Genomic DNA, 11,608 nt, shown 5'->3' on the forward strand with positions numbered 1-11,608 from the left:
CGATTGGATCGTTCAACGGTTCCAGCTCCTTGTTTTGATGCGTTTTCTTCACGCGAACCGGCGACCATTTCGCTCGAAAACGCTCGAGAGCCGGATGATTTCAGCTGGAATCACGGAGTGATCCCAGCTGAAATCTGAATCCGTCTGTCATCTAAGAGTGAGAGCCGGATCAATGCGAAAAACCGGTGCCCACTTTTTCACATCCGGCTCTGACGCGACAGGCAAACCCTGTCGCCTGCGCACTCAAGGCCGGATGCGCTCGAACATGGTGACCTCAGCGCTTTTGTAGGACACCTGCCCGAAAGGCACATAGCCCAGCTTTCCGGCCAGCCGGACCGAGGCCGTATTGTTCGGATTGATGATGCAGACCGTGCGGGTCTGTGGCCGGTTGGCGTCGATCCAGGCATGGGCCGCGCCCACGGCCTCCGCCGCGATGCCACGGCCATGCGCCGCTGTCGCGGTGATCCAGGCCGCTTCCGGATAGGGGTCGAACATCTCGCCGAAGCCGCGATGGAAATCGGCGAGCCCGGTCTGGCCAAGCAAGCGGCCGCTCTCCTTCTCGATGATGACGAAAAGCCCGTATCCCAGCAGCGACCAGTGCCCGGCATAGCGCAGCAGACGGTGCCAACTCTCCTCCCGCGACATCGGCCCGCCGATGAAGCTCATGACCGCGGGGTCGGAGAGCAGCGCATAGCAAGCCTCGAAATCGTCCAGGACGGGCGGGCGGAGCAGCAGACGTTCGGTCTCGATCATCACAGCTTTGAACCATTTTCAGCGCTCGTCGCCTATGGCGAAGATGCGCGCTCCCGGTTGCGCCCCGGACACATCGCCGGCGAAGATCCCGCGCCGCATAAATGTGAAGCAGCCGCCATAAGTTCCCGATATGTTCTTGCGCGCGACTTGAAGCTCGACTAGCCTCACGTAAGCCCTTCACGGCGACCGACGTCGCCTTCTCGATCCAGCGCCTGAAGGAAGCTCATCCGCGCGGCCGTTCGACCTTCGCCGAGATCAGGACGCCCGATCCGCTCAAGGTCGAGATCGTGCTGTCAAAGCCGGCGCCCTATCTCATCACGGCGCTGGGTGGCAGCGAGTCGCCCATGATCCCCAAGCACGTCTTCGAGGGTACCGATCCGGCAGCGCCGCCGAGCGATGCGCAGATGGTCGGCACGGGCCCCTTCATCCTCGGCGAGCGGGTCCGAGGCAGCTATGTCGTATTCAACCGCAACACGAACTACTGGGACAAGCCGAAGCCCTATGTCGAACGCCTCGTGGTGCGCTTCATCCCGGACGGCGCCGCCCGCACCGCCGCGCTCGAAGCCGGCGATGTCGACCTCGTCAATCAGCCAGGCTCGCTCTCGGACGTCAACCGGCTGAAGGACAACCCCAACCTTATCGTGGTGCGCAACTACGCCTATACCGGGCCGCAGCACCAGCTCATGCTGAACCTCGACAACACCTATCTCAAGGATCTGCGCGTGCGCGAGGCGATCGCCCATGCGATCGACCCCAGGGCCCTGGTCAACGTCGTCTACCAGGGCCAGGCACAGGTCTCCCCCTCGGCGATCAGCGTCGCTCTGCCGACCTATAGCGACCCTTCGATCAAGCCGCGCGGTTTCGACGTCAAACGCTCCAACCAGATGCTCGACGAGGCCGGCTACAAGGCCGGGGCTAACGGCATCCGCTTCCCGCTGCGGCTGATGACCAATTCCGACCTCGACCCGCGCATCAACGACTTCCTGAAGCAGTCGCTGCGCCGGATCGGCATCGACGGCGTCATCACCACCTCCGACTTCGCCGTCTACATCAAGACTGTCTATACGGACCGCGCCTTCGACCTCGCCTATGAATCGCTGTCGAACACCTTCGACCCGACGCTGGGCGTCCAACGCGGCTATTGGTCGAAGAACTTCAAGATCGGGCTGCCCTTCTCCAATTCCTCTCACTACGCCAACCCGGAGGCGGACGCGCTGCTCGAGGCCGCCGCCATCGAGCCTGATGCGGCGAAGCGCAAAGACGAGTTCAACCGTTTCCAGAAGATCATCGATCGCGACCTGCCCGCGATCAACCTCGTCTCGCCGCTCGGCACGCTGCTCGCGAAAAAGAAGCTGAAAGACTACGCCCCCGGCGCCGAAGGCATCTTCAACAGCTTCGCGGACGTCTATTTTGAGAAATAGCGCGGTTCGGATTTAAGTGTTGATTCTGTTTGGCCGCCGCAGTCCGCCAAATTGATCGGAACGAGAATCGCGCCGTCTTCTGCTGCAGGGTCAGTAAGTCGACGCGGTGGCGCACGATAACCGCGACGCGCTGGTTCGTTTCGGCTCCGTAGCGCCGCAAGCATGTCGGCGGCCAGCGCCGCATCGTCAGTGCGGCCCTTCGGAACCTTGCGTTGTGTAGATCGATGCTGCCCCAGAACCCGGCACGCCAACCGCTCCGACACGTCGAACTTCTCGATGACGTGGTCGGTGCAGGGACGGCGCCGGGCAGGGCTCAGTAGTTTCCCGATGCAGCTTCCTTGAGAATGAGCTTCTCCAACGTCAGATCCGAGATGGCTTTGCGCAGCCGCTCGTTCTCCTTCTCCAGATCCTTCAGTCGCTTCACCTGATCGGATTTCGGCCCGCCAAACTCTTTGCGCCAGCGGTAATAGGTGAACGCCGTCACGCTGATGGCCCGGATCGCCTCCGCGACCGGGCGCCCCTGGGACAACAGCACGTCGACCTGCCGCAGCTTCGCGACGATCTCTTCAGGCTTGTGCTTCTTCTGCGGCATCGCGGCATCCTCCAAAGGCTCAAAAAGCCTACTTCAGGGAGGGCCACTTTTCAGGGGGCAGGCCACGCAGGGTGGCGCGTCGTCTGGTGAGCCCACTCGGCTGCGGCCGTCCGTGAGCGAAATGGCATCTTCGCCGGGGAAGCAGCAATCGCGGAGCAGCGGCGGCGCCTTGAACTTTTTCAAGGTAGATGAGACGGGTTCACGTTGTTCTGCTCGGCGAGCGGCAACGGGGCGGGGTTGCCGACGATGTGTCGGCTCGCTAAGCCGTGACGGCCCACATACCCGCTACGCAGAGATTTAACCGAACGATGGGATCAACGAACGAAGACCGTCAGCGACGTCTCGTCATGATTGTCGAGGAGCGCAATCGCGCCAGCGTCAATCAGTTATCCGCCGAGCTAGGTGTCTCGAAGGAGACCGTCAGGCGGGATCTGGCATGGCTTGACCGGAAGGGCCTGATCCAGAAGACTCACGGTGGAGCTGCATCGGCGCATTCGGCCGCCGAGACCTCATTCCTGAAGCGGAGCGAACGGCAGCTACGGGAGAAGCAAGTCATTGCCCGCTTGGTGAACGACCTCCTCTCACCTGGCGAGACACTCATGATGAATGCTGGCACTACGGTCTACGCGGTTGCGAACGCCATCTCCGCGCGGAACGATTTGACCGTTGTGACCAATTCTCTCGACGTCGGCTCACGACTACTGCACGCTCGCGGTGGTAACAGCATCGTGGTGCTCGGCGGAAGCCTGGGCCAGGACTCGCAGACCTTCGGGGAAATGACGCTCGCCGAGATCAGAGGCTTTCGCGTCGATCATGCAATCCTGACCGTGGGTGCGATCGACGGCGAGTCCATCTACGTCGATTTCTCGCCGGAGATCGCCTCGGTCGTTCGCGCGATGATGGGGCAGGCGAAACTCACGACCATTGTCGCCGACTCATCCAAGTTCGGCAAAACCGCGCTGGTCGAGGTGTGCAAGCTCTCTGCGGTTCACCGTGTGGTCACAGACACCATGCCGGATTCGGCCATCTCGACCGCCTTCAGGCGCGAGAACGTCGAGCTGATTTGCCCGACCTAGTCTCTCCGCCCCTTCCCTTACGATACAGCAGAACGGATGGCGCGGCCCAGATACGCGACCTCCTCCCGCACAACGGCACTCTGTTCGACAGCACGAATGAAGCCGTGAATTGAGCCCTTGACGCAGCGCAGTTCAGCCGGTGTGCCGGCGGCCGCAAGCGCCTCCGCGTAACGGTTTCCCTCGTCTCGCAGGGGATCGTGCTCGGCCGTGATCACGAGCGCTGGCGCCAAACCCGAAAAATTCGTGGAAATGGTGGGTCGAGCATAAGGATCCGCGAGGCTCAGATCTCCGGCAAGGTAGTCCTTCCAGAAGCCCATCATCTGAGTCCGCCCGAGGAATGGATCGTGGACGTTGCCGAGATAGCAAGGGGTCTCGAAATCTGTGTCGAGGCACGGGAAGATCAGATACTGAAGCTGAATCTGCGGCCCAGACGCGTCGCGGGACTTAATCGCGCAAGCCGCGGCGAGATTGCCCCCCGCGCTATCGCCTCCTACGACGATCCGACCTGGGTCCACGCCAAAAACCCCTCCGTTCTCAGCCAACCACGTCACCGCGAAATAAGCGTCCTCGAAAGCCGCTGGATAGGGATTTTCTGGCGCGAGCCGATAGTTGACGCTGAACACCTGCACACCGGCGGCCTGCGCGATCGATATGCCGTAGACGTCGTGCGTAAAGATGCTGCCAGATACGAAACCGCCACCATGGAAGAAGACGGCCGCGGCGCCCGGCACGTGGTTCTCCGGACGATAGATCCTCAGTCCGATCTGCCGCCCCGGCGCGTCGATGAAGCGGCTTCTGATCTGCATGCCCTCGGGACAGACAGGCGCCATGGCCTCCGCGAGGCGCTCCCGAAGCTCTCGATGGCCAGCCGCACTCGTCGGCTTCGCAAGGCCTCGGGCAGATTGCAATGCTTGGTCGACGTAAGCCTGGATGCCTGGTTCAAACATGAATCGCGATCCGATCGTGGGAGGGGCGTCACTGGTTGAGATCAGCGCTTCGGGTCGCTTTTTCCTGCGAACCGGCTCTGCCATTCTTTGAGAATCCGATCCCGGTCGGACGCGATCCAATAGTGGTCGTTATCGGTGATCAACGTCGATGGATCGACAGCCGAGCTGCTGCTCTGTTGGCGTTGCGCGGGGCGCCCAATCACCTCCCAGAACTCGGAATAGACCTTGTTAGCCGCCGGACTGACGGCCCAATCGGCGAATTTTTTCGCGGCATCCTGCTTCTTCGAGGATTTCAGGATCGCAACCGTGGACAGCGCCCAGCCGACGCCCTCTTCCGGGAAGATCACGTCGATCGGCGCCCCACGGCCTTTGTCGAGCACCCCTTCGGAAGAATACGAGATGCCCGCGACGAACTCGCCATTGGAGGCCGAGTTGCACGGCTTGTTCCCCGAATGGGTGTATATCGCGATGTTAGGGTGGAGCTTCTCCATGAAGTCCCAGCCAGGCCCCTCGCCGAACTTCTGAAGCCAGCCGGAAACTGAGATGAAGCCCGTGCCCGACGATGCTGGGTCCGGCATAGTGATCTGCCCCTTGAATCGAGGATCGAGCAAGTCGGACCACTTCTTCGGAGCGGGTATGCCGCGTTTCTTTGCTTCAATCGTGTTGAAGCAAACGGCGGCCATATAAGCGAAGACGCCTGACCATAGCGGTGGGTCATTCTTGTCTTTGAATTTCCGATCGATCTCATCGTAACCGGCAGGCTTGTAAGGTAGAAGCAGGCCCGCGGATCCGGCCTGGATGATGTTCTCGCTCGCCAAGGCAAAGACCACGTCGGCCGGTGAACGCGGCCCCTCAGAGAGAAGCCGCGCGGCGATCACGCCCGACGAATCTCGCAGCCATTTAATGCTGATGTCGGGATATGACTGTCTGAAGCTCTGCGTGTAGGGCGCGAGCTGCGTGGGAAGCAGCGTCGTGTAGACCGTGATCTCTTCGGCAGCAGCAGACCTCGCAAAAAGGGCGAGAAGAGTTCCGACCAGGAGGGAGCCGAGAACTCCTAGGCGGGCAGACGAGCAATCGCGGCGCAGTAGGGACATCGCGGTTCCAATCAAATAGGGCCGGGATATCGTATGACCGATTTATGCCCGAATCAAGACCATATATGTCCGAACATTTTGCATTTGCACTCAGCCAGAGTGATCGAGACGCTCCCGGGGTGCGCCAGAAGCGGGCGTCTGGTTGCCGCTCGATTGTGTTGAAGAAGTCGGCGCTGGGTCGGCTGTCGACCGAGGCTGGGTGGTTTTGTGAGAGGGCGCTTCGCCCTCATGCCGCCTGGGTCGGCGCTCTCACCGGCATCAGATTCGCCATTTTCCTGAGGTTCTGGGCGGTGGCGGCAAGGAGGAACTCGTCGCGGGCGCCGCGATGGAAATCGGCGAGCCCGGTCTGGCCAAGCAAGCGGCCGCTCTCCTTCTCGATGATGACGAAAAGCCCGTATCCCAGCAGCGACCAGTGCCCGGCATAGCGCAGCAGACGGTGCCAACTCTCCTCCCGCGACATCGGCCCGCCGATGAAGCTCATGACCGCGGGGTCGGAGAGCAGCGCATAGCAAGCCTCGAAATCGTCCAGGACGGGCGGGCGGAGCAGCAGACGTTCGGTCTCGATCATGACAGCTTTGAACCATTTTCAGCGCTCGTCGCCTATGGCGAAGATGCGCGCTCCCGGTTGCGCCCCGGACACATCGCCGGCAAAGATCCCGCGCCGCATAAATGTGAAGCAGCCGCCATAAGTTCCCGATATGTTCTTGCGCACAATCTGAAGCTCGACTAGCCTCACGCAAGGGCAGGATGCGAAAAAGTGGGAACCGGTTTTTCGCATTGATCCTGCCCTAACTCTCAGTTGAGAGACGGATTCAGATGTCGGATGGGATCACCATGTGGGCCCATCTGACATCGTCCGGCTCTCGGGCAAGGGGCAGCGCTGATGGTGACGCGGGTCGCGACGGTGGCGTTCGAGGGCATCGAGGCGCGCGCCGTCGATGTACAGGTGCAGGTGACGCCAGGCGGCGTCGCCTTCATCCTGGTCGGCCTGCCCGACAAGGCCGTGGCCGAAAGCCGCGAGCGGGTGCGCGCCGCACTGATCGCCTCGGGACTGGCGCTGCCGGCCAAGCGCATCACCGTCAATCTCGCGCCCGCCGACTTGCCAAAGGAAGGCAGCCATTACGATTTACCGATCGCGCTCGGCGTGATGGCGGCGATCGGGGCGATCCCGGCAGATGCGCTGGCGGGCTACACGGTCCTGGGCGAACTCGCGCTCGACGGCACGATCACGGCGGTGGCCGGCGTGCTGCCCGCCGCGATCGCCGCCTATGGCAGGGGCCAGGGGCTGATCTGCCCGGCGGCGTCCGGCCCCGAAGCGGCCTGGGCCGCCGCCGATATCGACATCCTCAGCCCGCGCTCGCTGATCCAGCTCGCCAATCATTTCAAGGGCACGCAGGTGATGGCGCGGCCGGAGCCGGCCGTGGCGCGGCAATCGGGCTCCCTGCCCGACCTCGCCGACATCAAGGGCCAGGAGAGCGCCAAGCGCGTCCTCGAAATCGCTGCGGCCGGAGGTCATAATCTCCTGATGAACGGGCCGCCCGGCGCCGGCAAATCGATGCTGGCAAGCCGGCTGCCCTCAATCCTGCCGCCGCTGAACCCGCGCGAATTGCTGGAAGTCTCGATGGTGCTCTCGGTCGCAGGCCATCTCGCCGATGGGGCGCTGACCGACCGGCGGCCCTTCCGCGCGCCGCATCATTCGGCCTCGATGGCGGCGCTCGTCGGCGGCGGATTGCAGGCCAAGCCAGGCGAGATCTCGCTCGCCCATCACGGCGTGCTCTTCCTCGACGAATTGCCGGAGTTCCAGGCGCAGGCGCTCGATGCGCTGCGCCAGCCGATGGAGACTGGCGACGTGCTGATCTCGCGGGCCAATCATCGCGCCGTCTACCCGGCCCGCTTCCAGCTCGTCGCGGCGATGAATCCGTGCCGCTGCGGCAAGGCGACGGAGCCGGGCTTCGCCTGTCGCCGCCAGCAGAACGAGCGCTGCATGGCGCAGTACCAGAGCCGCATCTCCGGGCCGATGCTCGACCGTATCGACATCACCATCGACGTGCCGGCGGTCACGGCTTCCGACCTGATCCTGCCGAGCCCAAGCGAGGGCTCGGCCGAGGTCGCGGCCCGCGTCGCGGCGGCAAGGCGGCTCCAGACGGCACGGTTCGAGGCGCTTGGTCTCGGCGGCATCTCGACCAACGCCGCCTGCCCGGCGACGGTGCTGGACGAGATCGCGCGGCCCGACAATGCCGGCCTCAAGCTGCTCAGGGACGCCGCCGACGCGATGCGCCTGACGGCGCGGGCCTATCACCGTGTCCTGAAGGTGGCCCGGACCCTGGCCGATCTCGACGGCGAGCCCAAAATCGGGCGCATCCATCTGGCGGAGGCCCTGTCCTACCGTTCGCGCATCGACCAGGTCGCGCAGGCTGCGTGAGCCTTTGCCTGCTGCGGACAGCGCTCGCTCGCCACGCTGCGGGTTATGCGGCCTTGGGTCAGAGATGCACCGTCCGTGGGCTCCGGCGGAGCGATCAGCGCTCGGGGCTCAGACCGACCGGCATCGCGGCAGCGGCCGAGGCGGCGGCGATCGGGGCGACCCTGACGCGGCTGGCGCCCGACATGGTCACCGAAGGCGTCGTAACGATCCCGGCCATTGCCAGGCGGGTGTTGAGCTCGACCACAGCCCAGGCGCGCGGGCTCGTCTGGGACTGGCGGGAGAAGAAGATATAACCGGTGTCGCCGAAAAGCCGGATCCGCGAGGAGCGATTGTCGAGCACGTAGTCACCCTGGTCCGTGACGACGGTGAGGACCGCATGCCCCTCGCCCGACGCCATCTTGACGACGGTGATCAGCAGCACCGAACTCGGCCAGCCGCGTTCGATGAGCAGCTTGCGCTTCATCAGGGCGAAGTCTTCGCAATCGCCTTTGCCGGAGGTCGGCAGGGACCAGTAATCCTCGCGACCGTACTGGACGAGATCGGAGACTTCCTGGACGCCGTTATTGACCTCTGCGTTGACCGCTTCGAGGCCTCCGAAACGGCTGCCATCAAGCGAGACAGAGCCGACGCGGGCGCCGACGGGCCGGCATTCTCCGGGGCTGCGGGCGCAGAAGGCCGAAAACCCGGCAGGCGCGCGGGCAGATCCGCCAAGCTGCATATGAGCGGTGCGGATCTGGACGGCCAGCCCGAAGAACCATTGCGCCTGAGCGGCCTGCGCGCCGCAAAGCAGAAGCGCAAATGCAGCAAGACTTGCACGAAGTACTGAAAGGCGCATGGTTCATCTCCCCGTCCCTGGAGAGAATTTGCGCAGAAAAACCCTTCAATTCGGTTCGAATACATAGATCTTATTGATTAAACGACCAGAACACGATTATCACAATGTTCTTCCGAATTGATTTACTTTAACGAATTGCGGCAGGGTGGAGATCGCATCGCTTTCCGCAACCGTTTTGGTACGTCCAGCCAAACGCCGCGGAAGCGTCCATTTCATCGCTGCGCCAGGATCAGCGATCGTCACGCATCGTCGCGAGGCCCGTCCACCCTGTATCAGCTGTTCCAGCTCGGAACGGAACCGGAGGGCGGCTTCTGTCTCTCGTCAAAGAGGCGGATCACGATGTCGTCCGAAAACCGGTTTCCCCTTTTCGGCATCGCGACCTGGAGGATTTTCGAGTGAAGCGGACACCGGCTCACGTGAAGAAACTGTTATAAATTAAAGGCTTAGAGCCATTCTGTGATTCAGAGAAACGCGGAAGGGCTCTAGAATCTGACGGACCCCGAGACGTTGAGGCGCCAGCTGTCGGGGTCCGAGCGGAGCTCGCGGAGCTGGTGGGCGATCTCGATGCCGATTTCGGTCTGGCGCAGGAGCTTGTCGGCGACCGAACCGTAGACGCGCAGACCCGCTCCATAAGCGCCGGCGACTGTGGTCTTGCGTTCGGCCGCGCTGGCATGGCTGGTCCAGACCTGACCCTGGGCCAGGAACAGATAGGGCGACAGCAAGGCCGACCCATAGCTGCCCGAAAGGGCATGGTTGTATTGCAGCTCACCGCGCGCGAGCCAGCCATGGTCGCCGGTCAGTGCGCCGATATCGAGCGAACTGATCGCGCGCGGGCCGCCGAGCGAGAACTGCTCGGAATTGTAGAGTGCACCCGTGAAGGAGCGCTGGCCTTTCAGGTTGGCCTCGAACGTGAAGTTCGCAGGCAGCTGCTGGATGACGCGCAGGCGCAGCTCGCCCTTGGCGAAATCCTCACGCGCATCGGCCCGCGAGATCGGGCGCAGAAAGGTCGCGTCGTTGGGGCCTCGGCTGCCGAGCCCGTCGATACCGCGGCTCAGATCGCCGCCGAGCTGCACCGTGGTGTCGCTCTGGAAGCTGCGCGAATAGTCGAAGCCGAAGCGCAGTGGCCGGATCCGGTCTTGGTAAAGGATCGCGTTGAAATCGGTGGCGCGCTGTTCCTCGCGAGTCGGCTCGTAGCTGAAGCGCAGGTTGAGGTTCTCGTCGCGGCCCCGGATCAGCGCATAGAGCAGCCTGGCCGAGAAGCGGGTATACTGACTGTCGGTTTGGATCTGGCCGGCGGCGACCCGCGGCAGCGTACTGGAGAACACGCTCTCGAGGTTGAGCGTCAGCCCGTCGACGCCGAGCGGCAGCAGGAAGCCGCCGGCGAAGATGCGCCGCGGGCTCTGCACCTGTGCGAAATCGTCGGAGGGCCGGCCCGAGGCCGAGCCATAGATCTGCTCGCCCAGCCCGAAAACCGAGTTCAGCACCGGCGAGACGCTGGTTCCGAACCGGCCGATCGCGCGGCTCAGGCCGTTATCGGCGCTGATGTCGAGGCCGACCGGGCGATGCGTGCCGTCGAGCGACAGGATCGCAGCACCGCTTTGCTGGCCGGGCTGCAGCGCCGAGCGCAAGGCAAGACCCGGAATGTCGCCGGCGAGCAACAGCCGGCGCTCGAGCTCGCGGCGGGTCAGATGGCGCTGCCCGACCAGCGGGGCGAGATAGGCCAGCGCCTTGTCGCGCACGAGCGGCGGAATCCTGGCGCCGTCGAGGCTTTCGATGAAGCCGTCGATGACGGCCAGCCGCAGCGTGCCGCCAGCCTTCAGCTTCTGCGGCGGGACGACAACGCGGGCAAGGATGTAGCCGGCATCGGCATATGCACGCTCGATCGCGGCCGCCACGGCAAAAATCGCGCCGGCGTCGATCTGGTGCCCGCGCAGGGCCGCAAGCTGCCGCCCGGTCTCAAGCGCCAGATCGGGAAAGCCATCAGAGATTTCCACATCCCCGACCAGCACCTTCGCCCCGCCCGCAACCGGCGTCCGCGTCGTGCCCGATGGAATGGCGAGCGTGTCCCCGCCTTGCCGAGGCGGGGCGAAATCCCGCGGGATTGTCAGCGACGGTGATGTCGAGCCCTGCGCCTGGGCCAGCACGGCGCCGGGAACCAGGGACAAGATCACCGCAGCGACGCCCGCCGATCCGCGTAATCGTTCCGCCACCGTCGTCCCCGTGTCCCACCTGCCTGCGATCGACGCGCCAAGAAGCCGACCTTGCCAAGCGTAATGCATCATCCCGAATAGTCTCGTGCCCGCCTCGTGGCCGAGATGCAACATCAGTCGCCAGCATTGTGAACAACAGTCTACAGCGGCGCCACGACATGGATGGTTAACGTAACACTATGCAGTTTCGACGCTTTTTCCAAAATGCTAAAAGCTAACGAAGAGTAAACGTCGACGAGTTGACCATGACCATCCGCG

General features: G+C 63.4%; 8 protein-coding genes and 2 pseudogenes. 3 read left to right on the plus strand and 7 right to left on the minus strand.

What is annotated here, in order from left to right; translation table 11 throughout:
• Positions 1–243: 243 nt before the first annotated feature.
• Positions 244–753, minus strand: a complete 510-nt coding sequence (locus RMR04_RS26150) for a GNAT family N-acetyltransferase (protein WP_311911415.1) — start codon at positions 751–753, stop codon at positions 244–246.
• Positions 754–881: 128 nt separating this feature from the next.
• Between RMR04_RS26150 and RMR04_RS26155 the strand changes: the two genes are divergently transcribed.
• Positions 882–2,174, plus strand: a complete 1,293-nt coding sequence (locus tag RMR04_RS26155; RefSeq protein WP_311915954.1) for an ABC transporter substrate-binding protein — start codon at positions 882–884, stop codon at positions 2,172–2,174.
• 113 nt (positions 2,175–2,287) lie between these two features.
• Here the strand turns inward: RMR04_RS26155 and RMR04_RS26160 are convergent.
• Positions 2,288–2,766, minus strand: a pseudogene (locus RMR04_RS26160) (transposase); the annotation flags it as partial.
• A gap of 308 nt (positions 2,767–3,074) precedes the next feature.
• On the opposite strand from RMR04_RS26160, the gene RMR04_RS26165 reads away from it, so the two are divergent.
• Entirely contained in the window at positions 3,075–3,842 is a 768-nt protein-coding gene (locus RMR04_RS26165) for a DeoR/GlpR family DNA-binding transcription regulator (RefSeq protein ID WP_311911417.1), read from the plus strand.
• Positions 3,843–3,859: 17 nt separating this feature from the next.
• Here the strand turns inward: RMR04_RS26165 and RMR04_RS26170 are convergent, their stop codons facing one another.
• The 3 genes and pseudogenes from RMR04_RS26170 to RMR04_RS32160 all read right to left on the minus strand — a co-directional run.
• Positions 3,860–4,789, minus strand: coding sequence for an alpha/beta hydrolase (locus RMR04_RS26170; protein WP_311911420.1), 930 nt, complete (start codon positions 4,787–4,789; stop codon positions 3,860–3,862).
• Positions 4,790–4,830: 41 nt separating this feature from the next.
• Positions 4,831–5,883, minus strand: coding sequence for an extracellular solute-binding protein (locus RMR04_RS26175; RefSeq protein WP_311911422.1), 1,053 nt, complete (start codon positions 5,881–5,883; stop codon positions 4,831–4,833).
• A 373-nt stretch (positions 5,884–6,256) separates the two neighbouring features.
• Positions 6,257–6,451, minus strand: a pseudogene (locus tag RMR04_RS32160) (GNAT family N-acetyltransferase); the annotation flags it as partial.
• Between the two features lie 315 nt (positions 6,452–6,766).
• Between RMR04_RS32160 and RMR04_RS26185 the strand changes: the two are divergent.
• Positions 6,767–8,305, plus strand: coding sequence for a YifB family Mg chelatase-like AAA ATPase (locus RMR04_RS26185; protein WP_311911426.1), 1,539 nt, complete (start codon positions 6,767–6,769; stop codon positions 8,303–8,305).
• A gap of 94 nt (positions 8,306–8,399) precedes the next feature.
• Here the strand turns inward: RMR04_RS26185 and RMR04_RS26190 are convergent, their stop codons facing one another.
• Both RMR04_RS26190 and RMR04_RS26195 read right to left on the minus strand, forming a co-directional pair.
• Complete coding sequence (locus RMR04_RS26190) at positions 8,400–9,140, minus strand: transglutaminase-like cysteine peptidase (protein WP_311911428.1); 741 nt, start codon at positions 9,138–9,140, stop codon at positions 8,400–8,402.
• Positions 9,141–9,622: 482 nt separating this feature from the next.
• Positions 9,623–11,311, minus strand: coding sequence for a ShlB/FhaC/HecB family hemolysin secretion/activation protein (locus RMR04_RS26195; protein ID WP_311911430.1), 1,689 nt, complete (start codon positions 11,309–11,311; stop codon positions 9,623–9,625).
• Positions 11,312–11,608 lie beyond the last annotated feature (297 nt).

The sequence above is a fragment of the Bosea sp. 685 genome, from assembly GCF_031884435.1.
Classification (GTDB): domain Bacteria; phylum Pseudomonadota; class Alphaproteobacteria; order Rhizobiales; family Beijerinckiaceae; genus Allobosea.

Coding starts and splice junctions, on each gene's coding strand:
- RMR04_RS26150 (WP_311911415.1), bottom strand. CDS start 753: ATGATCGAGACCGAACGTCTGCTGCTCCGCCCGCCCGTCCTGGACGAT.
- RMR04_RS26165 (WP_311911417.1), top strand. CDS start 3,075: ATGGGATCAACGAACGAAGACCGTCAGCGACGTCTCGTCATGATTGTC.
- RMR04_RS26170 (WP_311911420.1), bottom strand. CDS start 4,789: ATGTTTGAACCAGGCATCCAGGCTTACGTCGACCAAGCATTGCAATCT.
- RMR04_RS26175 (WP_311911422.1), bottom strand. CDS start 5,883: ATGTCCCTACTGCGCCGCGATTGCTCGTCTGCCCGCCTAGGAGTTCTC.
- RMR04_RS26185 (WP_311911426.1), top strand. CDS start 6,767: ATGGTGACGCGGGTCGCGACGGTGGCGTTCGAGGGCATCGAGGCGCGC.
- RMR04_RS26190 (WP_311911428.1), bottom strand. CDS start 9,140: ATGCGCCTTTCAGTACTTCGTGCAAGTCTTGCTGCATTTGCGCTTCTG.